This window comes from Chryseobacterium amylolyticum (assembly GCF_051011775.1).
GTDB lineage: Bacteria > Bacteroidota > Bacteroidia > Flavobacteriales > Weeksellaceae > Chryseobacterium.
In genome coordinates, this window is the sequence record NZ_JBPCHX010000001.1 from 787,099 (window position 1) to 810,926 (window position 23,828).

At 38.6% G+C, this 23,828-nt stretch carries 19 protein-coding genes; 14 read left to right on the plus strand and 5 right to left on the minus strand.

The window, feature by feature from the left end:
* The first annotated feature begins 82 nt into the window (after positions 1-82).
* From ACR1PO_RS03475 to ACR1PO_RS03500, 6 genes are all read left to right on the plus strand, one after another.
* Positions 83-1,168, plus strand: a complete 1,086-nt coding sequence (locus tag ACR1PO_RS03475) for an efflux RND transporter periplasmic adaptor subunit (RefSeq protein ID WP_433985855.1) — start codon at positions 83-85, stop codon at positions 1,166-1,168.
* A gap of 14 nt (positions 1,169-1,182) precedes the next feature.
* Positions 1,183-4,344 carry an efflux RND transporter permease subunit gene (locus ACR1PO_RS03480; protein WP_433985856.1) on the plus strand — a complete coding sequence of 1,054 codons (3,162 nt, stop codon included), beginning with the start codon at positions 1,183-1,185 and terminating at the stop codon, positions 4,342-4,344.
* A complete protein-coding gene (locus tag ACR1PO_RS03485; RefSeq protein WP_433985857.1) occupies positions 4,337-5,806 on the plus strand; it encodes a TolC family protein in 1,470 nt (489 codons plus the stop codon). The genes ACR1PO_RS03480 and ACR1PO_RS03485 overlap by 8 nt, the downstream gene beginning before the upstream one ends.
* A gap of 627 nt (positions 5,807-6,433) precedes the next feature.
* Complete coding sequence (locus ACR1PO_RS03490; protein ID WP_332387677.1) at positions 6,434-6,583, plus strand: hypothetical protein; 150 nt, start codon at positions 6,434-6,436, stop codon at positions 6,581-6,583.
* Positions 6,584-6,771: 188 nt separating this feature from the next.
* Positions 6,772-9,726, plus strand: a complete 2,955-nt coding sequence (locus tag ACR1PO_RS03495; RefSeq protein ID WP_433985858.1) for a SusC/RagA family TonB-linked outer membrane protein — start codon at positions 6,772-6,774, stop codon at positions 9,724-9,726.
* A gap of 11 nt (positions 9,727-9,737) precedes the next feature.
* Positions 9,738-11,201 (plus strand): RagB/SusD family nutrient uptake outer membrane protein, encoded by a 1,464-nt coding sequence (locus tag ACR1PO_RS03500; RefSeq protein ID WP_433985859.1) that lies wholly within the window; start codon positions 9,738-9,740, stop codon positions 11,199-11,201.
* A gap of 247 nt (positions 11,202-11,448) precedes the next feature.
* Here ACR1PO_RS03500 and ACR1PO_RS03505 read toward each other — a convergent pair whose 3' ends face one another.
* A complete protein-coding gene (locus ACR1PO_RS03505; RefSeq protein WP_433985860.1) occupies positions 11,449-11,967 on the minus strand; it encodes a DUF305 domain-containing protein in 519 nt (172 codons plus the stop codon).
* Positions 11,968-12,137: 170 nt separating this feature from the next.
* On the minus strand, positions 12,138-13,250 hold the full coding sequence (locus tag ACR1PO_RS03510; RefSeq protein WP_433985861.1) for an acyltransferase family protein: 1,113 nt from the start codon (positions 13,248-13,250) through the stop codon (positions 12,138-12,140).
* Positions 13,251-13,434: 184 nt separating this feature from the next.
* Here ACR1PO_RS03510 and ACR1PO_RS03515 point away from each other — a divergent pair, with 184 nt between their 5' ends.
* The 5 genes from ACR1PO_RS03515 (at position 13,435) to ACR1PO_RS03535 (ending at position 17,532) form a co-directional block, all read left to right on the plus strand.
* Positions 13,435-14,496 carry a sensor histidine kinase gene (locus ACR1PO_RS03515; RefSeq protein ID WP_433985862.1) on the plus strand — a complete coding sequence of 354 codons (1,062 nt, stop codon included), beginning with the start codon at positions 13,435-13,437 and terminating at the stop codon, positions 14,494-14,496.
* Positions 14,489-15,184 carry a LytR/AlgR family response regulator transcription factor gene (locus ACR1PO_RS03520; protein WP_433985863.1) on the plus strand — a complete coding sequence of 232 codons (696 nt, stop codon included), beginning with the start codon at positions 14,489-14,491 and terminating at the stop codon, positions 15,182-15,184. The genes ACR1PO_RS03515 and ACR1PO_RS03520 overlap by 8 nt, the downstream gene beginning before the upstream one ends.
* 357 nt (positions 15,185-15,541) lie before the next feature.
* Positions 15,542-16,102 carry a hypothetical protein gene (locus ACR1PO_RS03525; RefSeq protein ID WP_433985864.1) on the plus strand — a complete coding sequence of 187 codons (561 nt, stop codon included), beginning with the start codon at positions 15,542-15,544 and terminating at the stop codon, positions 16,100-16,102.
* Positions 16,103-16,182: 80 nt separating this feature from the next.
* Positions 16,183-16,902 carry an ABC transporter ATP-binding protein gene (locus ACR1PO_RS03530; protein ID WP_332387687.1) on the plus strand — a complete coding sequence of 240 codons (720 nt, stop codon included), beginning with the start codon at positions 16,183-16,185 and terminating at the stop codon, positions 16,900-16,902.
* A 192-nt stretch (positions 16,903-17,094) separates the two neighbouring features.
* Positions 17,095-17,532 carry a hypothetical protein gene (locus tag ACR1PO_RS03535; protein WP_433985865.1) on the plus strand — a complete coding sequence of 146 codons (438 nt, stop codon included), beginning with the start codon at positions 17,095-17,097 and terminating at the stop codon, positions 17,530-17,532.
* A 107-nt stretch (positions 17,533-17,639) separates the two neighbouring features.
* Here the strand turns inward: ACR1PO_RS03535 and ACR1PO_RS03540 are convergent, their stop codons facing one another.
* A complete protein-coding gene (locus ACR1PO_RS03540; protein ID WP_332387689.1) occupies positions 17,640-18,440 on the minus strand; it encodes a patatin-like phospholipase family protein in 801 nt (266 codons plus the stop codon).
* A 280-nt stretch (positions 18,441-18,720) separates the two neighbouring features.
* Between ACR1PO_RS03540 and chrA the strand changes: the two genes are divergently transcribed.
* Positions 18,721-19,854, plus strand: a complete 1,134-nt coding sequence (gene chrA, locus ACR1PO_RS03545) for a chromate efflux transporter (protein WP_433985866.1) — start codon at positions 18,721-18,723, stop codon at positions 19,852-19,854.
* 475 nt (positions 19,855-20,329) lie between these two features.
* On the opposite strand, the gene lpdA is transcribed toward chrA, so the two are convergent.
* Complete coding sequence (gene lpdA, locus ACR1PO_RS03550; protein ID WP_002977818.1) at positions 20,330-21,718, minus strand: dihydrolipoyl dehydrogenase; 1,389 nt, start codon at positions 21,716-21,718, stop codon at positions 20,330-20,332.
* 228 nt (positions 21,719-21,946) lie between these two features.
* Entirely contained in the window at positions 21,947-22,210 is a 264-nt protein-coding gene (locus ACR1PO_RS03555) for a hypothetical protein (protein WP_332387691.1), read from the minus strand.
* A gap of 200 nt (positions 22,211-22,410) precedes the next feature.
* Here ACR1PO_RS03555 and ACR1PO_RS03560 point away from each other — a divergent pair, with 200 nt between their 5' ends.
* Both ACR1PO_RS03560 and ACR1PO_RS03565 read left to right on the plus strand, forming a co-directional pair.
* Complete coding sequence (locus tag ACR1PO_RS03560; RefSeq protein ID WP_433985867.1) at positions 22,411-22,794, plus strand: hypothetical protein; 384 nt, start codon at positions 22,411-22,413, stop codon at positions 22,792-22,794.
* A gap of 125 nt (positions 22,795-22,919) precedes the next feature.
* Positions 22,920-23,807 carry a hypothetical protein gene (locus ACR1PO_RS03565; protein ID WP_332387693.1) on the plus strand — a complete coding sequence of 296 codons (888 nt, stop codon included), beginning with the start codon at positions 22,920-22,922 and terminating at the stop codon, positions 23,805-23,807.
* Positions 23,808-23,828: the final 21 nt, after the last annotated feature.

A 23,828-nucleotide genomic window follows, 5' to 3' on the forward strand; every position in this document is an offset into this window, starting at 1 on the left:
CGATAATTCTTATATGCTTTCATATCCGTTTGAGAGCAGGTAACTCTATTTTTCAATTATAAATTATTATAAAAATATGATCATGGTCAAGAAAAGTCTCATGTATATTAACCTGTGCCTTATTTTCCTGTTGGCAGGCTGTCAATCTGAAAAAGAAGAAAAAACAGAAGCGGCATCATTCAATGTTACAAGCCCGCTTGTAAAAGATACTTTGGTCAACAAAGATTATGTGGCACAAATCCGTTCTATCAATCATATCGAACTCCGTGCTCAGGAAAAGGGATATATTCAGTCTATTTATGTAGATGAAGGGCAATTCGTACAGAAAGGACAGCTGCTGTTCAAAATCATGCCCAATCTTTATGAATCTGATGTAAACCGTGCAAAAGCAGAGTCGAAATATGCGCAAATCGAATATCAGAATACCAAAAACCTTTCCGATAAAAACATTGTAGCCCCGCAGGAAATGGCGATGGCTAAAGCAAAATATGAAAAAGCCCAGGCTGAACTGGCTTCAATGAATACCCATTTGAAATTCACAGAAATCCGTGCGCCTTTCAGTGGAATCGTAGGAAAATTACATGTCAGAAAAGGAAGTCTGGTGGTTGAAGGGGAACTGGTAACGGAACTTTCCGACAACAGCAAAATGTGGGTCTATTTCAATGTTCCGGAAGCTGAATATCTTAACCAGATGGATGCTAAAAAGGATAACAACCCGATGCATGTACGCCTGAGAATGGCCAATGGGAAAGAGTTTACACAAGATGGTATCGTACAGACCATAGAGTCTGATTTTGACAATGAAACCGGAAATATCGCCTACAGGGCCACTTTCCCGAATCCAAACGGACTGCTGAGATACGGGGAAACCGGAAATATTGTGATCACGTCACCTTACGCCCATGCGATGATGATTCCACAAAAAGCCACTTTCGAAGAGCTGGAAAAGAAATATGTCTATGTGATCGGTAAAGACGGTAAAGTACATGCCAGAGAAATAAAAGTTGCTGCCGAATTACCGCATATTTATGTAGTTGCTTCCGGGCTTGGAAAGGATGACAGAATCCTTCTGGAGGGTCTTAGAATGGTTCAGGAAAACCAAAAGATCAGCTCAAAATATCAAAAGCCTGAAAAAGTAATGTCTAACCTGGATCTGTACGCCGAATAATCCCAAGCAGCATTATGTTTAAAAAAGTAATACACCGACCGGTCTTCGCCATTGTGATATCGGTTGTGATCCTGTTTATGGGAGGGATTGCTATGAAGCAGCTTCCCACAGAACAGTTTCCAAAAATTGCTCCTACCACAGTAGCGGTTTCCATTGCCTATCCCGGAGCAAGTGCAGATGTATTAGTAAAATCATCCCTGATTACGATTGAAAATGCCATCAACGGAGTTCAGGGAATGCGTTACATCACTACTGATGCTACTAGCGCGGGAGAAGCCACTGTAAATGTAGTCTTTGATCCCGGAACTGATCCCAACGAGGCCGTAGTTCTTGTAAAAACCAGAGTGGATCAGGTAATGCCGTTACTGCCGGAGCTGGTACAGAAAGAGGGTGTTGTGGTAAACCCTATCCAGCCGAGTATGCTGATGTACGTGAATCTTTACAGTACGAATAAAAGTATGGATGAAAAATTCCTGTACAACTACTCTATGGTAAATATCATCCCGGAAATCAACCGTATCCACGGAATTGCAAAATCTCAGATCCTGGGAAGCCGGAGATATGCCATGCGTATCTGGCTGAATCCTGACCGTATGCGGGCTTATGATATCTCGGTAGATGAGGTGATGAAAGCTATTGGTGAACAAAGTATTATCGGGCGTCCGGGAAGAATCGGGCAAAGTTCCGGTATTGCTGCCCAGTCACTGGAGTATGTACTGACGTATAAAGGACAGTATAACAAACCGGAAGAATATGAAAATATCATCGTACGTTCCAATGCCGAAGGAGAGAATGTAAAGCTGAAAGATATTGCCAAAGTAGAACTGGGAAGTGAATTCTTTGATATTTACTCTAATCTTGACGGGCATCCTTCCGCTTCTATTGTGTTAAAACAAAACTACGGAAGTAATGCGAATGATGTGATCCGGGACGTAAAAGCAAAACTTGCAGAAATGAAAGGGAATTTCCCCCCGGGTGTTGATTATAAAATCAGTTATGACGTTTCGCAATTCCTGGATGCTTCTATTGAGCAGGTAATACACACTTTGAGAGATGCATTTATCCTCGTTGCTATTGTAGTTTTCATTTTCCTTGGTGACTGGCGCTCTACCCTGATCCCTATTATTGCCGTGCCTGTTTCTCTGATCGGAACTTTCTTTGTGATTCAGTTTTTCGGATTAACCATCAACCTTGTTACCCTTTTCGCATTGGTACTGGCCATCGGTATTGTGGTTGACAACGCCATTGTGGTGATAGAGGCTGTTCACGCCAAGATGGAAGACAGTAATATTTCGCCTTATAAAGCCGTAAAAGAAGTAATGGGAGAAATTGCCGGAGCTATTATTGCCATTACAGCCGTGATGGTAGCCGTATTCATTCCGATCTCGTTCATGACGGGTCCTGTAGGAACTTTCTACCGTCAGTTTTCCATTACCATGGCAAGCTCTATCGTGATTTCAGCGGTAGTAGCCCTTACGCTGACTCCGGTTTTGGCGGCAATGTTACTGAAAAACCATCATGGAAAACCTAAAAAGGTAAATATTTTCACCAAAGCTTTAGACTCCTTTAACAGCGGTTTTGATAAAGTAACCGGAAAATATGCTTCATTCCTTAGAAAAATTGTCAGCAGGAAAGTTGTGACATGGGGAATTCTGATTGCTTTCTGTGCCGGAATTTTTGTGATCAACAAAGTACTTCCCGGCGGATTTATCCCTAATGAAGACCAGGGAACTATTTATGCGATTATCCAGACCCCTCCGGGTTCTACCCTGGAACAGACCAATAAAGTTTCGAGAACCTTACAGAAAATATGTATGGGTGTAGACGGTGTGGAATCTGTATCATCCCTGGCAGGATATGAAATCATGACGGAAGGACGCGGCTCCAATGCAGGAACCTGTCTGATTAACCTTAAAAGCTGGAACGACCGTGAGCACTCTGTAAAAGATATCATGAAGGAGCTTGAAGAAAAGTCAAAAGACCTGGGAGCGACTATTGAATTCTTTGAACCACCGGCTGTCCCGGGATTTGGGTCTTCGGGAGGTTTCTCCATGAGGCTTCTGGATTTGAACAGAACGACAGACTATCAGGAATTTGACAAAGCTAATAAGGATTTCATCGCACAGCTTAAAAAACGCAAGGAACTTTCAGGAGTATTCACCTTTTTTGCAGCCAATTACCCTCAGTATGAACTGGTATTTGACAATAACGCCGCCATGCAGAAAGGGGTTTCTATCGGAAAAGCGATGGATAACCTCAACATTCTGATCGGTAGTACATATGAACAGGGTTTTATCCGTTTCGGGCAATTCTTTAAGGTGTATGTACAGTCGTCTCCTGAGTTCAGAAGGCTTCCTACGGATATTATGAATCTGTATGTGAAAAACGACCGTGATGAAATGGTTCCCTATTCGGCATTCATGACCATGAAAAAGACACAGGGACCTAACGAAATTACCCGTTACAACATGTATAATTCTGCAGCTATCCGCGGACTTCCGGCGGCAGGATATACCACGGCAGATGCGATTCAGGCTATCAATGAAACGGCTGCCAAAACACTTCCTCACGGATATAAAGTGGCTTGGGAAGGACTATCTTACGATGAAGCGCAACGTGGTAATGAAGCCATTTACGTCTTCCTTGTTGTTCTGGTATTTGTATATCTGGTTCTGGCAGCTCAGTATGAAAGTTTCCTTATTCCGTTTGCTGTACTTTGTTCGTTGCCTGTGGGAGTTTTCGGATCTTTCTTATTATTAAAAGCTATGGGACTGGAAAACGATATTTATGCACAGGTAGGATTGATTATGATCATTGGATTATTGGGTAAAAATGCGGTTCTTATTGTTGAATTTGCCGTGAAAAGGCGACAGGCAGGAGATTCCATCCTTGAAGCTGCTGTAGAAGGATCCAAAGCCCGTTTCAGACCTATCCTGATGACCTCATTTGCCTTTATTGCAGGGTTGGTTCCGCTTGTTTTTGCCAGAGGCGCCGGGGCTATCGGGAATCATACCATTGGGGCATCTTCATTGGGAGGAATGCTGATAGGAACACTATTCGGAGTTATTGTGATTCCGGGGCTCTACTACATATTTGCCAAATGGTCTGACGGTAAAAAAATGATCAAAGACGAAGATGAATCTCCATTAAGCGAAGACATGATCCATTATGAATAAAAGAAAAATATATCAATATGCAGGGCTGGCAGTCTTCTTATTAAGCCTTACTGCCTGTAAGCCTGTCGAAATAGAACAGCGTGCTGAAAATAAAACCGTCCCGGAAAAATACGGTTCAGCACAAAATGACACCATCAATACGGGAAAGATGAAGTGGAATGAATATTTCAGTGACCCGCATCTTCAGGAGCTGATTACGCAGGCTCTTCAGAATAACCAGGAGCTGAATATTGTTCTTCAGGAAATTGAAATGTCCAAAAATGAAATCAAAGCCAGAAAAGGTGAATATCTTCCCTCTGTAGGTCTGAAAGCCGGTGCAGGAGTAGATAAAGTAAGCCGGTACACCAATATCGGGGCTATGGAAGCCAACACTGAAATAGAACCCGGCCGGGAAATGCCCGAACCTTTGTTCGATTTTGGAGTAGGTGCCCAGGCACAGTGGGAAACGGATATCTGGGGAAAGCTTCATAATGCTACAAAAGCCCAGGTACAGCGATACCTTGCCAGCATTGAGGGCAAAAATTTCATGACCACCAATCTTATTTCGGAGATTGCAGATTCTTATTACGAGCTGCTGGCACTGGATAATGAACTGGTTATTCTGAATCAGAATATCAAAATTCAGAATGACGCACTGGAGATTATCAGGGATCTAAAGAAGAATGCCCGGTCCAATGAGCTTGCCGTACAGCGATTTGAAGCTCAGGTTCTGAAAACCCAGGGCATGCAGTACGACATCCGGCAAAAGATTGTAGAGACTGAAAATAAGATCAATTATCTGGTAGGAAGATTTCCCCAGCCTGTAGAAAGGAGTCAGAATTCCTTTGATTCTGTTGTTCCCCAGGCGGTGTATAGCGGAATTCCGTCTGAACTTCTGGAAAACCGTCCTGACATCAAACAGGCAGAATATGAGCTTGCAGCAGCCAAACTTGACATCAAAGCAGCCAAGGCAAGGTTCTACCCTTCTCTTGATCTTTCTGCCGGAATCGGGTTGCAGGCTTTTAATCCGCTGTATATTATCAAGCCACAGTCATTTCTGTTTTCTCTTGCAGGAGAGCTTACGGCTCCTCTGATTAACAGAAGGGCAATTAAGGCGGCTTATTATAATGCCAATGCAAGACAGATCCAGGCAGTATATCATTATGAGCAGACTGTTTTGGGAGCTTATATTGAGGTAGCGAATCAGTTGTCTAAAATCCATAATCTGGAAAGCAGTGTGAATATCAAATCGAAGGAAGTGAATGCTTTAACCAAGTCCATCGATATTTCCAACGATCTGTTCAAATATGCCCGTGCAGATTATATGGAGGTTTTACTGACTCAACGTGATGCGCTGGAATCTAAGTTTGAGCTGGTAGAAAAGAAGGTCAGTCAGCTTAAAGCGAGTGTTGCTGTCTATAGAGCACTGGGTGGCGGCTGGGACCAGAATCCTTTGGCTGTTCCGGATATCGGCAAACAATAAAATTCTTTTTCAATCTTGTTTTTATAGGAGTCTGCCAGAAGGCAGGCTTCTTTTTTATGGTTTTGGCTGAAGCCAGATGAAATTTTATTTTTTAATAAACGGGCTAAAGCCCGTTTCTATTGAATATAACAATCTAGAGGCTATTTAACCGCATCTCACGGATTGACACAGAGGTTTGGGATAATTTTATATCATGATTGATAATCCATCATTCATCATTTATCACTTATAATTCAAACCGTCCTAGCCCTGATAGCAGCGGTTACCCCACAGCAGGAAGTGGATTCAGCCAGGTGTGAGGAGTATGAGCGGATAGCAGGATAAAGCTTCTGATGTTTATTCTAATGAGATAATGCTATAAAATAAACAAAAGTCTATAAAACAAGTAGACTTATTAATGTTAATTTTAATTCAACTATCAAAATCTGATTTTTTTATCATTTTTTAACATTTTATGCAACAAGTCAAAATACTGATTATCAATTAAGTAAACCGACACATTCTGGATCCTCATCATTAATCCACTAATTTAGTAGACTAATATGATTTATCTCATATCCCCTTTTGTCAGGTTTCGTCAATTATTAAATAATTTTGAACCAGTTAAAAAAAATAAACTTTATTCTCATGAATAAGAATAGCTTTAATTCTTACCTATGCGCCATTATGGTGACAGCTTCTGCACAGCTTACCTGTTGCGGAATGCCAGTTCCTTCACAGCACAACCGTATTTCTCAAGACATGTGCTTTGATATGATGTGCATGATGATGTACTAACTCTCCGGCAATACATTCATTACTGTAGGAATTAAAGTCAAATTGATCTAGGCTTTTTTTATCCGGGTATATCTCCTGTAATTTTAATCTTCCGTTTTTACAACCTCCCTGAAAAAGGAGGCAGGAAGTTACATTTTTACCGAGGGCCAGCAGTAATACACAGTTAATTTTAAACTTAGATTAATATAATGAAAAAGAAACAATGCAAGCTTGGTGTGTTGGCCTTACTGCTATTCGCGGAATATGGTTTTGCACAAAGTAAAGACAGCCTTTCCGGGGAAACCTCCATAAAAGAGGTTGTGGTGGTAGCTTTTGGAAAGCAGAAAAAGGAAGAAATTACCGGATCCGTGCAGTCGCTGAAGGCTAAGGATCTTTCTACTCTTCAAAACGGAAATATTCTCCAGGGAATTGGTGGAAAAGTAGCAGGGGTACAGGTAATCTCTTCAGGACAGCCAGGTTCCCAGCCTACCATCAGAATGAGAGGAATTGGCTCTATCAATGCCTCCAGCGACCCGTTAATTGTACTGGATGGCATTCCGTACAGCGGAAATCTCAACAGTATTGCCGCATCGGATATTGAAAGCATTTCCTTTCTTGAAGACGCTTCTTCAAATGCTTTATATGGTTCCAGAGGGGCCAATGGGGTAATTATTGTAAATACAAAAAGAGGTAAAAGCAAAGGACTGAGCATTGAAGCTGATGTCCGGACCGGGGTTAACTTCAGATCTATCAGGGATTATTCAGTTTATACTTCTCCGCAGGATTATTATACGGCTTATTACAACAGAGCCAGAATCGGTGAAATTGCAAGACTGAAACAACCGGGTTCTGTTCCTTCCGGTGCTTCTCCTCATGATGTAGGGCTTGCAGCATTGACCAAACTGGGATATGATGCTTATAATGTTCCTTTTAACCAACTTATTTCAAAGAATGGTTCTTTTAATCCTGATGCAAAATTATTATATCAGGACGACTGGAAGAAACTGCTTTTCAGGCCTTCTTTGAGAAGGGAAGCAACAGTAGGAATCAATGCCAATAGTGACCAGGTAAAATCATTTACTTCCCTAAATTATCTTGATGATAAGGGATATTTAATCTCTTCGGGCTTTGAAAGATTCGGGATCAGGTCTAATGTAGACTACTCTATCACTTCAAAACTGAAATTAACCAGTGCCTTATCCTATACCTACAGCAAGCAGGATTTTGGTGAAACCGGCGGTTTCTCCAATCCTTTCCAGTTTGCCAGAAATATTGCTCCTTTCTATCCTGTTTTCCTGAGGGACAACAACTACCAAAGGCTTTATGACAGCTATGGAAATGCGTTATACGATTATGGAGACGGCCAGGGACCAAACGGTGCCACAAGATCTTATGCCGTATTTGAAAATCCGGTAGGTAACCTTCAGAAAGATAAATCACAGATTGTCAGCAACATTACCAACCTTAACCTTGGTTTGAATTATGAAATCATCAAAGGGTTGGATTTCACTTATAATTTCGGAGCCTATCTTGAAAATACCAGGAACCTGCAATTCGGGAATACGGAAGGGGGAACTTCATCTTCTGTAGGGGGTACCATTTCGCAAGGTTCTAATTTCAAATATACTTTGAATCACCAGCAATTGCTTACCTATCAGAAAAAACTGGGAAATCACAGCTTCAATCTCCTTGCAGGGCATGAGCTGAATAAGATCAAAGATGATGGATTTTCAGGTTCAAAGCAGCAGCTTTTACTACCCGATTCCCAGTCATTTGACAATGCTGTAAAAATCACAGATTTATCAGGAAGCGGTTATGAATATGCTGTAGAAGGATATTTCACAAGGTTGTTGTATAATTATGACGGTAAATACTTCTTTAATGCCAATATACGCAGAGACGGTTCTTCAGTATTTGCTCCGGAAAGCAGATGGGGAAATTTCTATGGACTGGGTCTGGCATGGAATATTGCAAAGGAAAATTTCCTTAAGGATAACAGCGTCATTAATTCTTTAAAACTAAAGGCTTCCTACGGCCAGCAGGGAAATGACAATATCCTTTTAGGCGGTTCCGGCAGAGATTATTATGCTTACCAGGATATCTACGGAATCAATAATTTCGGGGATGATAAACCTGTTCTTTCTCTTAAAAAACAAGGAAATAAGGATTTAAAATGGGAAACTTCCAAAAATCTGAATGCCGGTTTTGAACTTTCACTTCTGAAGAACAGAATAACCTTAAATGCCGATTATTTTGAAAGGAAAGTTTCTGATATGATCTATACTCTTCCCCTTCCTCCATCCAATGCAGGCTCTTATGTGAAATATGGAAACATCGGGGATATGACCAACAGAGGTGTTCAGGCGAATCTAAGTGTGGACATCCTTCGCGGTGACGATTTCCAGTGGAGTGTTTATGCCAATGCCACTCATTATAAAAATAAGATTACCCGGTTGCCCGCTGAGCAGAGAAATACGGGTCTGGTAAGCGGCTTGTTTATCCTTACGGAAGGTGGAGACCGCTACACCTATTTCCTGAAAGAATTTGCAGGAGTAAATCCTGAAAATGGTGATGCCCTGTGGTACCGTACTGCGATAAATCCAGTTACTCAAAAGGAAGAAAGAACAGTTACCAACAATTATAAGGAGGCTACTGATTATAATACGGGAAAATCTGCTATTCCGAAAGTATATGGAGGATTCGGAACTGATTTTTCATATAAGAGATTCAATCTGGCAGTGAATTTCGCTTACCAGTTCGGGGGATATGGCTATGACGATATTTACAGAAGTTTATTCCATTCTGACAGTTATGGGTCCAACTATTCAACGGATCTGGATAAAACATGGACTCCTGAAAATCCAAATGCAGCATTGCCAAGAGTAGACCTTACTGCAACAAACCAGAACAGAAATTCAACACTTTATCTGATCAAGTCAGATTATATCAGCCTTCAGGATGTTACGCTGTCCTATCAGCTTCCTGATGGTTTTGCACAGCAGGCAGGCTTATCAGGACTGAAAATTTATGTGACAGGGAACAATCTTTATCTGTGGTCCAAGAGAAAAGGATATGATCCGAGAGCTTCACTGACCGGAGTTTCTGATCCGTACCGTTATTCCCTGCTGTCCAGTGTCTCATTAGGCTTTAAACTTAATTTTTAAAAAGAACAGGAATGAAAAAAATAAAATACTTTCTAGCGGCTGTCACTATTGGTTTTATGACAGTCAGCTGTGCCAATGATCTCAATACTTTACCGGACGGAGATATTTCCGGTGAACAACTCAATAATGATGCTAACAGCCCTGAAAAAATACTGGGTGGAATCTATCTTGATCTTCGCAGCAACGGTGCGGGAGGTACTACCGTGCACTCAGATTTCGGAATTATGGGAATCAAAGCAGGTGCCGATCTGATGTCCAACGACGTCATCCAGTCTACCAACCAGCATTTGGGAATGTTTTATAATTACGAAGCGACCAATGCCAGCAATATTGCTTCTGAAATTGTATGGACAACTTTTTATGCCAGAATATTTGTGATCAACAAACTTCTTGATGGTCTGGATAAAAATACAAATGCAAAAAACAGGGCAATTGCAGGGCAGTTACTTGCTTTGAGAGCCTACTCCTACTTTTATCTGGTTCGCTTCTATGCCCATGATTATAACGGGCATCAATCTGAACCGGGGCTTCCATTGGTTCTTACGGCAGGCAATCCGAATCAGGGACTTCCAAGATCAACGGTTGCGGAGGTGTATGCGCAGATCAAGAAAGATATTGTGGAATCCGTTTCACTTTTGGATAGTTATTCACGCCCGTCCAGGGCTCAGATAGATCAAAGAACTGCCAAAGCTATTGCAGCCGAAATATTTCTGGAAACAGGAGATTATATACAAGCCGCCCAATATGCCGGGGAAAGTAAGCAGGGAATTACTCTGATGACAGAAGATGATTATACCACTACCGGATTTTCCAACATCAATAATCCTGAGGTAATATGGGGTTTTCATAATACGATTTCCACGATGAGTATCGGAAATTACTATGCCTCTTTCTTTTCAATGTTTGATAATACCAACGAAGGCTATGCCGGGGCTGCACAGATCCGTAAGCTGATCGACAAACGTCTTTATGAAGCAATTCCGGCAACAGATTACCGTAAAAAAGTGTTCAATGGCAGCCAGAATGCAGCATATACTTTTAACGGAAAAACAAAAAATTATCCGCCTTATGTAAGCTGGAAGTTTAAAGACCCTACCCTTTTTGAAGGAGATTATATTTATATCAGAGCTTCTTCTCTTTATTATATACAGGCAGAAGCCCTGGCCAGACAGGGAAGAGAAGCAGAGGCAAAACAGGTATTATTTGACATTACTTCAAAAAGGGATCAGGCTTATACCCTATCTGCCCAATCGGGCACTGAGCTGATCAATGAAATTATTCTCCAGAAAAGAATAGAACTTTGGGGTGAAGGTTATGCCTGGTTCGATATGAAAAGATTAAATATACCGTTAGAACGAGTATACACAGGAACCAACCATACTTTTGGAAGATTCAATCTGACACCGGATAAATTCAGGTTCCAGATCCCTAATAAAGAAATTAATAATAACCCACAAATCAAGCAGAATGAATAGATAAAGAAAAAACAATTTTACATTCAAATATATTCAGTGACGAGGCATCATTTACCTGTAAATGGTGCCTTTTTTATAGTAAGGCAGGCGAAGAAAGTGACAAAGTCGCAGATGAAGCTAACAAAATACATGCGCTTGGAAAGAATCAATGCAATTGATTTCCTCTTTGCTGCCTTAAAATCAGAGAAAGAACAAAAAACTTTACGTTACAAAAAGAAATTTACCATATTAATAGTCCGATTTTCCTTTACTTTCTTTCAAATTCCCTGAGTTTATGCTTCATCAGCCTGATTTCTTCGGATTGTGTTTTAAGAATATTTTTCTGCAGTGTAATGAGTTGCGGATCGGTGAGATGTGCTTTTTCGGACATTAAAACAGCAGCAGCGTGATGAGGAATCATACTTTTTACAAATTGCCTGTCATCCACATTTATTTGTTCCCTGATTCCCAACCATGAAAAAACACCTGTTACCACAGCAATAATCACGATGGCCCGATTCATTGTTTTACCGGTATACATTTTCCGCATGATCCATAATTCAATAAGAAGCATCACTGAGGTCATCAGCAGTGCCATATATAAATTATTAATATTCGAAATAAGATTCTGCAGGCTGTCTATCATTACATACATCATAATATACATGGCAAAGAACATTACCAAAGCCATCAGCACAAAACGCCTGTACATTGAAGAAGAAGGTGTTGAATGCTTTTCAGCTTCTCTGGAAGAAGATATCCCGGGTGTATGCTGTGTATTTTCCATAACAAAGGAGTTTAATTGATTATTCTCGCTTCTGACTATAGTACAGCATTTCTGAACAGTAAAGTTCAAAAATGATCAATAAAAATAAGGATATTTATTCCGGCGGTTTATGCTTCTGCGCATATGCGAAGAACAATGCATTACTACCTGTATAAGCAAAGTTCATGGGATCACATTTTTTTCAAAACTTTGAATTTAATGATGGAGAACGGCTTCTCAATAGCAAATCTATAGATCAAGCCACCAAGAATACAGGCTGACAGGCACAGAAGAAGGCTCACATTGCCTGAACTTTTAAGATTAAAATCATCAAGAGCTGTCTGCACCATATGAATAATGCCTTTATGCGAAAGATAAACAGCGTATGATAAAGATGCCAGCTGAGCAGTAAGATAAGATTTTGAACGATATAGAAAAGAGGATTTTGAAACCGAGGCCAAAAGAATAACTCCATAACTTACGGCGACCCATGTGAAACCAAAGGCAGAAGCTGTTCGAGAAGTCTGCTCACGGCATATCCAGAATGAAATTCCCAATAAAAGTATGCCCAGAAAGAATAATGCATTTCCATTAGCTTCAACCCTTTTTTTAAAAACGGATGAATATTGCATCAAATATCCGATCAAAACACCTGTTCCAAGCCCGTCCAGCCTGGTATGGGTAGGGTAATAGACTTTCATATACCATAACTTCCAGAAGTCCGGTGAATTAGGATTAATTTCTGCGATGAAACCATTCCATGCTATAAATCTGAATACAACAGAAAGTCCGATAACAGCCATCATCAGAACCACCAGATATTTGAATAGTTTTGACGGTATCAGAATTAAGAGAAGCAAAGGAAGGATGAGATAAAACTGTTCTTCAATACATAATGACCATGCATGTGAAAATGTTCCCCGGCTGATAACATCCAGTCCATAATTTTGGGTAAAAGTAAGGAACTTCCATAAAGGTGATAAAGCTTCCCGTTCCCTGAAAAAAGGCAATGTAAAATACAGGAAAAGTGTAAAAAAATAAGCCGGAAAAATCCTGAAAAACCGTTTTATATAAAAAGTCTTCAGGCTGATTGCTCCTTTATTTCTTATTTCTTTAAACAACTGTCCGGAGATCAGGTAACCGCTTAAAACAAAAAACAGGTCCACACCTGTCCAGCCAAACTTTCCGATACTGTCAATCCAGCCGGGATGTTTGAATGCACGGTAATGATACATTAATACAAGCAAAATGGCAATTGCCCTCAGATGATCCAATCCATAAAGCCTTTCGGAACGTTCTGTCATATTTTTTTATGCAAATATTGATTAATTCCGGTGCAGTTTCTGACATATCATCCAGACAGCAGATTTTTCAATACCAATAGCAGAATATTCCATCCACCTAAAAAACGGTGTCATCTGCCACCTTTCTGAAGTCTTTAACAACGTTTTTTTCAATCTGTCCCAAGATTTTATATTTTTGAAGGTCATGAAAATCACGTTTGAAACTCAGATCAGGCATACCGTATACTTCCAGTGGTTCTTCTGGACTGCTCTATTTTTATTTGGAACCGCAAAAAGCTACGGAGAATATGATGGCGGGGCTTTTAAAGTCCTGGTGATCTATAATTTTTGCCATTGGATGTTTCAGATTATCGGAGCCAATTTTATTTATTTTGTTCTGATCCGTCATTTTTTTGACCGGAAAAAGTATATTGAATTTTTGATGTATCTTCTTCTGAGTCTCTATATAATTTCCGTTATCAACAGGTTATTTCTTGTTTATATTGCAGAACCTTTATTCACCTATGAAGTAAAGGACAGTGTTTCAAGTATTTTCACAGATATTCCCTATCTTTTGCTTCATTATACCTTCCCGATTATAAGCGGCGCTTTTATTTTTATTTCGGTCATGTTTATCATGCGGTATAAAGATGAAAAAGAGCAAACTATCAAACTTCAGAAAGAAAAAATGGAACTGGAACTGCAATCGCTCAAATCCCAGCTTAATCCACATTTTCTCTTTAATACCCTGAACAATATTTATTCTCTGTCCGTCAGCCATTCTGATAAAACGTCCCAAACCATAAGCCAGCTTTCAGATATCCTGGATTATATTTTATACAAAGGACAGAAAAAATGGGTACAGGTTTCTGACGAACTGGCTATTATTGATGAGTATATTGCGCTGGAAAGCCTTCGGTATCATAATGAAAGATTGAAAATACGAAAGCATATTACCGTAAACACCGCGAATACTATTCCCCCGCTTCTGTATCTTACTTTGGTAGAAAATGCTTTTAAACATGGAGCCGGAAAAAATTCAGAACCTACCGAGATTCATATTAAAGCAGAAACGAATAACCAACACTCAGTTTTCACCATTGAAAATACATTTACAGCTTATCAGGAAGAAAATAAAAAAGGAATCGGGCTGCAAAATATAAAAAGGCAGCTGCAATATCATTATCAGGAACATTTTACCTTCCGGATCTCACAGGAAAACAATATTTTTAGAGTTGAAATAACAACGCCTCCGCATTATGATTAACTGCATTATTGTAGATGACGAGCCTTTAGCGGCTTCCTTACTGGAAAACCACATCACAAAAATTGATGACCTGAAGCTTACAGGAAAAGCAGAGAATGCCTTACAGGCTTATAAAATACTGCAACATCAACCTGTTGATCTGATGTTTCTGGACATTCAGATGCCCCACCTGAACGGCATTGAGTTTTTAAAGTCACTGCCACAAAGGCCTAAAACTATTTTCACTACAGCCTATCGGGATTTTGCCATTGAAGGATTTGAACTTGAAGCAGTAGATTATCTCCTGAAACCGATTACTTTCGAACGTTTTTTCAAAGCGGCAGAACGGATATTGAGAAATACAGCCGGCAGTAAAGAAGATTTTATCCTTATCAAAACAGGTGGAATGCATCGTAAAATTTTTCTTTCAGAAATTGTATTTTTTGAGAGCCAGGGAAATGATATCAAGGTTGTACTAAACACTCAGGAAAGTTTTATCTCAAAAACTAAAATCACAGATCTGGAGAAAACTTTGTCCGGTAAAGGTTTTGTAAGGATTCACAGATCTTTTATGATCAACGCGGCTTTTGTTACTGCGTTTAATAATAATGAAGTGAAGGCGGGCCAACATCAGATTCCTGTCGGAAGGAGCTATAAACAAGACTTTGATACTTTCATAGCAGCAGTTTCCCAAAATAAGCTTTTATAAAGGATTGAATTCACTTTTGGTTTTATTTTAATTCACTAAACCACATTTTTAACATTTATTTTAAATTATTTTCAGCAAAACCAATATGGAATAATTTTCTATCTGTTTTTCAATACATTGTATTATATTCACAACAACAAACTTTTCTTAATATGAAATCGCTGTTTTTTATAAAAAACTTTCAAATTAATGATTCACAGTTACTTGCATAAACAATGCAATCCATAGCACCGACAGATGATCTCTGACAGATATTAAAAAAAAATGTTACTTTTGCTTTAACGAATAAAATTGCTTTTCAGCTTTTTTATGAGTAAGTTTATGTGCACCAATTTATAAAACATTAAAATTCATTCCATGAGAAAAATAATTCTACTTCTTACATGTATGTTCGGTATTTCAGTTTTCTCACAGATCAAAGTGTTGAAAAATGAAAGTTTGGTGGAAATTGGTAAAGATAATTCCGTTGGTCTATATAAAAAGGAAGATAAATTTACAGTTAATTACCAGGATCTGAACACCAGTAACCTGAATACAATCCGGTCTTTTTCATTCCAGAACCTAGATAATGATGTTGCCGGACTATACAAGCTTATTATGGCTGGCTTTGCCTCCACTCCGGATGAAAATGTAGTATTGGAGCTGCCTAATGATATCATTGAACTTCATTATGAAAAAAATTACGGGCAGCAAACCATGCAGTTTATCCAGGTGATCAACAAAAACCGTAAATACATTGGAAAATCACAGTTTTTAACCCAGAAACAGGTGGATAAAATCTTCGGAAGAACCAATGGAAAATACACTATGTATGATAAACCAGCCAGTATAAATCCTGCTGCAGCCAAAGGCACCACAAATACAGCCTCTACAGCAGCTCCCGGATCAGGCGGTGCCAAGAAAAAATCAAGAAAATAAGTATATTTTATAAATATTGCGAAACTCATTCCATCGGATGAGTTTTTTTATTTTATTTTTGCAGAAAGACATTAAAAATTATGCCGCTTCAGATAATCAATTTAACCAAAAAATTTGGTGAACAGACTGCTCTTGACAACATCAACATTTCTATTGATAAAAATGAAATTATTGGTCTTCTTGGTCCGAATGGCGCCGGAAAATCTACCCTGATGAAATCTATTGTCGGTGCGCTGAAAATTGACCAGGGTGAAATTATTTTCAATGGTCTGAACATCTCAGAAAATGAGATTGAAAGCAAAAAGAAAATAGGCTTTCTTCCTGAGAACAACCCGCTTTATCTGGAAATGTATGTAAAGGAATATCTTCAGTTTGTGGCCAACATTCACAAAATCCCTGAATCCAGAGTAAATGAGGTGATTGAACTGGTAGGAATTACCCCGGAAAAATCGAAGAAGATCGGACAGCTGTCTAAAGGATACAAACAGCGTGTAGGGCTTGCCCAGGCTATTATTCACCAGCCGGACTTACTGATTCTGGATGAACCTACCAATGGTCTGGATCCTAATCAGATTATTGAAATCCGCAATGTGGTAAAAGAAATCGGGCAGCAAAAGACTGTTTTACTATCTACCCACATTATGCAGGAAGTGGAGGCGCTTTGCTCCAGAGTGATTCTTATTCACAAAGGAAATATCCTTCAGGATTGCCCTATTGATGAATTCAAAGGTAAATTTGAAAGCCTGGAAGATGCTTTTGCAAGTTATACACAGAATTTTAAGATTAAGGCTGAAGGTTAAATTGAAAGTTTATTTTGTAATGATGAAGGATAAAATTTACTTTTAAAACATTTTTGCCACCTTTATTGTTAATTCCTTTTTTATATCTTATTATATTTAAATAAATTTCCTTAATTATTTTTAATCTGACAAACCATTATTGATATGGCGTCATATTTGATAGAATCTGAGTGTTAACCAATAACCATTAATATGATAAAGCATATTTTATTAGGAACTTTCTGCTTAGCTCAGTTTTCTTTCGTTAATGCCAAAGAGGTTCCCAATCCGAAAACAGATGGTTTTATAACTTCTTCTGCCCTTCAGCAGGTGCCGAAGACTGTTATTATCAAAACCAAAAAGTTCAAAATCAGAATCGACAAGCAGCCGAACGGCAAGTACCTTTATCAATCATGGAATGCCAATGCCAAGATCACTGCCAAGCCAAGCATGATCATCAGTGATGGAGAACTGATTCCTGACGGTACGGGAGGAAATTATTACATCAACTTCAGCAATGAAGGACACAGTTACCAGGTCTGGAGAAATTACCTCACAGATTCTCCGAAAAAAGCCCCTTACACATTGGTTGTAAATGACGCTAATGACCGTGAAATTGTACGTCAGGACGGATATGTGGTTAAAAATTAGGAGACTAAAGGCCGGAAGCTGGAGGACAGAAGCTGGAAGTTATTATAGCCTGTTTACTCAAATTTACCTTTTTATAAAATAAAAATCCTGTATTGATACAGGATTTTTTATGTTCCGGATTGTTTTAATTCTGTAAAAAAGTTGCTTTCTTCGTAACTTTCTTTTGCGGATTTGTAACCGATATTAAAAATCTCCTCAAGCCTGTCTTTCCTGCGTTCAAAAGTTCCGTAAGCCGCTAGTTTCTGAGAAGAAATAAACCAGTCACAATAATCAAACTTTATTTTCTCTATTCTATAGGAAAGAAGATCATAGGAACGGGAAACGATGGCCTTAATGGAGTTCAGGTCTTTAATCTTTGCTTCATTGGGTGGAGATACGAATACGCCAATCAGCTTATCACAATCGTCCCTGATGATATCTGCAGGAAAATTGTTCAGGACACCTCCGTCACAGTACATTTCATCACCAATGATATAAGGTGTGGTGATACCGGGGATGGAACAGGAAGCAATAATAGCGTCAACAATTTCAAAATCCTGATCAAAAATTTTCTGGGTTCCGGCAACGAGCTCTGTTGCTACAATTTTCACTTCTATATCCAGATCCCTCAATTTCATATCATGGAAAATAGGTTTCAGGTAATTTCTGAAGATCACTGAAGAAACCAGTCCCGGCTGGTTGAATGTAAAGTGTTTCCAGTTGAAAAAATAAACGGAATTGAAAAATTCCAGGATTTCCTCCGGAGATTTGCCTATTGCATGAAGGCATCCCACAATAGAGCCTGCACTGCAGCAGGAAAGGATGTCAACTTCTATACCTTTTTCCTGTAAGAATTTTAATACACCTGCATGAGCGATTCCTTTAGTACCGCCGCCTGATAAAACAAGTCCTACTCTTTCAAAATTCATAGAATAAATGTAAGAAAACGACCTGAAATAATCAGGTTAATTTTTATAAATATGCTGATTTTAAAATTATTTTAATAAAATTCATCATTATTCCATTAAAAATTCAGCCGTAAAAAACATAACAGTTCCCGAACGATATTTTTATAATCTGCTCGTGAAGTTAAATACTTTTCTAAAATTAATGTGAAAAGATACTGCTGTTATTAAAACATATATTATAGTTTTTTACTTTTACCAGATCATTTATAATAAGTGATCCTTGTAAAATAAATAGTTTAAAGTGAACAATAATAATGATTTAAAAGACCTTGCTAAATTATTTCTGAAACTGGGAATCATTGGATTTGGAGGGCCGGCAGCCCATATTGCTATGATGCAGAAAGAAGTGGTAACTGAAAAAAAATGGCTGACAGATCAGGAATTTCTGGATCTTATAGGGGCTACCAATCTTATTCCTGGTCCTAACAGTACTGAAATGGCAATTCATATAGGACGGGAAAAAGCCGGCTGGAAAGGGCTTATTGTTGCCGGGCTTTGTTTTATACTTCCTGCCGTCATTATTACGGCCGCTTTTGCATGGCTATACAAAGAATATGGCCTGCTTCCCGAAGTACAGCCGTTTATCTATGGAATAAAGCCTGCAATTATTGCCATTATATTAGGTGCCGTCTTCCCATTGGCAAAAAAATCAGTAAAAACATTCCGATTAGCGGTTATTGGTGGAATGGTGCTCACATGTTCTCTTTTAAAAATCAATGAAATAGGACTGATGTTTGGAGCCGGACTTTTAACATTGACAATTGATTATCTGCAAAAAAATAATTTTAAGAAACTGAACAATATAATTTTCATCGGCCCGCTTCAGTTTTTACTATCCGATACTTATTCTTTGCTCAACTTAAAATTATTCTGGATTTTTCTGAAGATCGGGGCCATATTGTATGGCAGTGGGTATGTCTTATTTGCTTTTCTGGATACGGAGCTTGTTTCCAGGGGAATTATTACACGTCAGGAACTTATAGATGCTATCGCTGTTGGCCAGTTTACACCGGGACCTGTATTTTCTTCGGTTACATTTGTCGGATATCAGATCAATGGGCTTTCGGGGGCTTTGGTGTCTACTTTAGCCATATTCCTTCCTTCTTTTATATTGGTTGCCGTATCTGGTCCTTTCGTAAATAAAATGAGAAATTCTGCAACATTTTCTTCTTTTCTTAACGGTGTAAATGTAGCCTCTATAGCTATCATTATGTCTGTATGTATAACGATGGGAATTGACAGCATTACCGACTGGAAAACAACTCTTATCACCTGTATAAGTACAGCTGTTGTATTCGGATTAAAAAAACTAAACAGTGCTTTTGTTGTTATCGGAGGAGCGTTACTAGGCTTTTTACTAAGCTTTTTATCCTGAAAAATACTAAATAAGGATACTTTTCCATAAAAAACCACAGATAAAAATCTGTGGTTGTATGATTAATCCGGGAACTAACTGCTTCCTTATCAATCAGATGAGCATTAAACCTAACAGGTTTTAAAAACCTGTTAGGTTTAAATGAGCGCACTGAAAAAGTGACTCATTTTTAGAAATTCAGTACTTTTTTGGTTAGTGATTTAAAATTCAATATTTTTTAAAAAAATTGAATTTCAGATAAATAAAAAATCAGAAAATTTGAGCTTTTCCGCTTTTTTCTTTTAAAAAGACTTTTTCAGTGACCTTGGTTTAGATAACCGCATTTTTTTTCTGAACAGCTTAATATAAGATTATTTACTTGGCCTCAATACATGCGGATAATTTTAATTACTAAAAAACCGGAAAAACTATTGTTTCTCCGGTTCTCTTATTATTTTAATTGATGTCAATCTGATTGATGACAGCCAATAATATATTAAATGTGAATCACCTCACCGTAAGCAGCAGCAGCAGCTTCCATGATAGCTTCAGAAACTGTTGGGTGCGGGTGGATAGATTTGATAATCTCGTGCCCTGTAGTTTCTAATTTTCTCGCTACAACAGCTTCAGCAACCATGTCTGTTACTCCATCTCCGATCATGTGGCATCCTAACCACTCACCGTATTTAGCGTCGAAAATCACTTTAACAAATCCGTCCGTATTTCCGTTTGCAGTAGCTTTACCGCTGGCAGAAAGAGGGAATTTACCTACTTTGATTTCGTATCCTTTTTCTTTAGCCTGCTTTTCAGTAAGACCTACAGAAGCTACTTCAGGGTGGCAGTATGTACATCCGGGGATATTGCCATAGTCTATTTTTTCTACATGCAGTCCTTTGATTTTCTCTACACAAGTAATACCTTCTGCAGAAGCAACGTGAGCCAATGCCTGCGTCGGGATAAGGTCTCCGATCGCATAGTAACCCGGTACTGAAGTTTCATACCATTCGTTTACCAATACTCTTCCTTTATCTGTCTGGATTCCTACTTCTTCCAATCCGATGTTCTCGATGTTCGCCGCAATTCCTACAGCAGATAACAGGATATCAGCTTCAAGAGTGATATTTCCGTTAGCTGTTTTTACATTAGCTTTTACACCTTCACCAGTTGTATCAACACTTTCTACTGAAGCGTTTGTCATGATTTCAATACCTGATTTTTTCAGAGATTTCTCTAAGTGCTTAGAAATTTCTTCATCCTCTACAGGTACAATGTTTGGCATAAACTCAACAATAGTAACTTTAGTTCCCATTGTATTATAGAAATCAGCAAATTCTACCCCGATAGCTCCTGAACCAACAACGATCATAGATTTTGGCTGCTCAGGAAGAGATAATGCCTGTCTGTATCCGATTACTTTTTTACCATCCTGCGGTAAGTTTGGCAATTCTCTTGAACGGGCTCCTGTAGCGATAATGATATGAGTTCCGGTATATTCAGTTACTTTACCTTCTTTATCTGTAACAGAAACTTTTTTACCTTTCTGTACTTTTGCAGTACCAAGAATTACGTCAATCTTATTCTTTTTCATTAAGAATTCGATCCCTTTGCTCATTTTGCTGGCAACACCACGGCTTCTCTGAATTACGTTCGGGAATTCAAAGCTTGCCTCCACTTTATTCAAACCATAATCTTCAGCATGGTTGATATAATGAAAAACCTGAGCAGATTTCAATAAAGCTTTAGTTGGAATACATCCCCAGTTAAGGCAGATTCCTCCTAGGTTTTCTTTCTCGATAATTGCGGTTTTGAAACCTAATTGCGCTGCTCTGATCGCAGTAACATATCCACCAGGACCACTTCCAATGACAATAATATCGTAATTCATTACTTTAAAAATTTTTATGCGAATTTAAGGAAAAATATTGGATGTTTCATGTTTCTGCAGGTTGATCTTAAAATGCATCAACAAAGCTGTTTTCATTCGGTTTTAAACAAAGAAAGAGAACACCTACCGCATTCTCTTTCAATAAATTTCATCTTACATTAAAAACTTATCAAAGTTTAAAATATAAAAAACGTCTTTCCCGATTTAAATAACTGCAAAAATTCTATATTATTTCGCCTGTCTAAGTAATCGTTTTTCAGCCGCATATCTTTCATTTAAAGCTTTCAGCTGATCTCTCTTCATCCGTTTGGTAGCCAGCGGATGGTTCAGGATCAGTTTTTTCTCTGTGTTGTATTTTTTGGTAAGTTCCTGCATTTTAATATTTACCAGCTCACTTTTTGAAGGATGTGGAGGAACTGGCGGATGTTTTTGCGCTGAAACATTCATTGATAAACCTAATAACAATACTGTTGAAATTAATAACTTTTTCATAATGTTCATATTTTTGAATGATTTCAATTAATTCAAAGTATTAATTAAATTCATTCCGGTTTATCATAAATCTTGCATATATCATACCAATATTTTTTAAAAGAAATCAAAAATCTGTATCAAACGGATCATCCATTTGAAATTAAATATGATGATAACCATCTATTTTCCATACATTTATTCATCTTAATTAAGCACTTATGAAAACTGTGAAAAAAAGCAATATGTCCAAAGATACTATATGGCTGAAGGAACCGGAGGAACATGATTTTCCGGCGGCACAGGATTATCTTGAACTTCTGTTCAAGCCGGATGATGCACAAAAGATGGTTGAAAAATTAAAAACAGCTCCTACCATTATCAAAAAATCGAAAGATATTTTAAGAGCCAGCAAATTGTCTCTCCTTCCTGAAACTAATATTCACGTGAAAGAAAATCTTAAAAAAGTAGAAAAAAATAAAAAACTTTCACCAATATTACTGGTCAGAGGACAAAATGAACTGATCATTGCAGATGGTTATCACCGCCTGTGCTGCAGCTATTATCTTACGGAAGATCTGGAGGTACCCTGCAGGCTGATTTAATGAATTCCACAAACAACTCCTATCACCAGGAAGGGATTTAACGAGAAATATGTAATTTATTCTGTCTCAGTTGATTTTTCAGCTATTTTTTTTTATATTTTTGCTATAAACCAAATATCCAAGACATGAAAAAATATATCTCGATTCTTTTATTTGCAGCAATTCCCTTAACTGCACAAGTAGGTATTAATACCACTACTCCCAACAGTACACTGGCCGTAAATGGTTCATTAAGGGCCGGCTATACTCAGATCACTGCCACAACCTATTCTATTCTGGCTACTGATCATTACATTACTTATAACGGAACAGCTGATGCCACTTTTACACTCCCCGTCATCGGAACTGGTACAACGAGTTTTACAGGAAGGATTTATAAGATCAAAAACATTTCGCCTAATAATATTACGCTTCAGGCATCAAACGGTAATACATTAAGGATTGACAACACTCCTGTCGCTTCTTTTGTAATCCCTACCGGAGCTTATGCTGAAGTGGTGAACAACAGTAATACTTCAGGGGGAACATGGGATTTATCTTTTACGGTTCTTCCCAAGCCAAGCAACGTGGAAATTTACGGCACACAGCTCTTTATTCCTCCTCATGCACTCGGAACAGCAGCTCTTGCAGACTGGACCAATCATGCTAATGCAGCCTATGATTCAGGTGCTGCAACAGACAGATGGTGGATCGTGAGTAAAACATCTGTAGACAGAGCTCAAACTGCTTCCTACTCCAATGCCAGCAGAATGACCCTTGTTTATGAATATCAGGGTACTCCTTTCAATGTTACCAATATGTATCCTATTCTTACTGCAGGAAATAACTCAAGTTTCCCGGATGTATTTACAGCATCTTTTGTAAGTCTGGCCAATAATGGTACAGGTGGTAAAACCAGGCTTACCGTATCTGTTGCCCGTGTAGACTTTATCGGTACGAATGGGGCCACTACCAATAACAGTAACTGGGCAGGAACATTCTTACTGAACGTTTTACTGGCCAGAAAATACTAGACAAATTCGGAATATATACAA

Coding starts and splice junctions, on each gene's coding strand:
- ACR1PO_RS03480 (WP_433985856.1), top strand. CDS start 1,183: ATGTTTAAAAAAGTAATACACCGACCGGTCTTCGCCATTGTGATATCG.
- ACR1PO_RS03500 (WP_433985859.1), top strand. CDS start 9,738: ATGAAAAAAATAAAATACTTTCTAGCGGCTGTCACTATTGGTTTTATG.
- ACR1PO_RS03535 (WP_433985865.1), top strand. CDS start 17,095: ATGATAAAGCATATTTTATTAGGAACTTTCTGCTTAGCTCAGTTTTCT.
- ACR1PO_RS03485 (WP_433985857.1), top strand. CDS start 4,337: ATGAATAAAAGAAAAATATATCAATATGCAGGGCTGGCAGTCTTCTTA.
- ACR1PO_RS03475 (WP_433985855.1), top strand. CDS start 83: ATGGTCAAGAAAAGTCTCATGTATATTAACCTGTGCCTTATTTTCCTG.
- lpdA (WP_002977818.1), bottom strand. CDS start 21,718: ATGAATTACGATATTATTGTCATTGGAAGTGGTCCTGGTGGATATGTT.
- ACR1PO_RS03555 (WP_332387691.1), bottom strand. CDS start 22,210: ATGAAAAAGTTATTAATTTCAACAGTATTGTTATTAGGTTTATCAATG.
- ACR1PO_RS03505 (WP_433985860.1), bottom strand. CDS start 11,967: ATGGAAAATACACAGCATACACCCGGGATATCTTCTTCCAGAGAAGCT.
- ACR1PO_RS03540 (WP_332387689.1), bottom strand. CDS start 18,440: ATGAATTTTGAAAGAGTAGGACTTGTTTTATCAGGCGGCGGTACTAAA.
- ACR1PO_RS03510 (WP_433985861.1), bottom strand. CDS start 13,250: ATGACAGAACGTTCCGAAAGGCTTTATGGATTGGATCATCTGAGGGCA.
- ACR1PO_RS03495 (WP_433985858.1), top strand. CDS start 6,772: ATGAAAAAGAAACAATGCAAGCTTGGTGTGTTGGCCTTACTGCTATTC.
- ACR1PO_RS03530 (WP_332387687.1), top strand. CDS start 16,183: ATGCCGCTTCAGATAATCAATTTAACCAAAAAATTTGGTGAACAGACT.
- ACR1PO_RS03525 (WP_433985864.1), top strand. CDS start 15,542: ATGAGAAAAATAATTCTACTTCTTACATGTATGTTCGGTATTTCAGTT.
- ACR1PO_RS03515 (WP_433985862.1), top strand. CDS start 13,435: ATGAAAATCACGTTTGAAACTCAGATCAGGCATACCGTATACTTCCAG.
- ACR1PO_RS03565 (WP_332387693.1), top strand. CDS start 22,920: ATGAAAAAATATATCTCGATTCTTTTATTTGCAGCAATTCCCTTAACT.
- ACR1PO_RS03560 (WP_433985867.1), top strand. CDS start 22,411: ATGAAAACTGTGAAAAAAAGCAATATGTCCAAAGATACTATATGGCTG.
- ACR1PO_RS03490 (WP_332387677.1), top strand. CDS start 6,434: ATGAATAAGAATAGCTTTAATTCTTACCTATGCGCCATTATGGTGACA.
- ACR1PO_RS03520 (WP_433985863.1), top strand. CDS start 14,489: ATGATTAACTGCATTATTGTAGATGACGAGCCTTTAGCGGCTTCCTTA.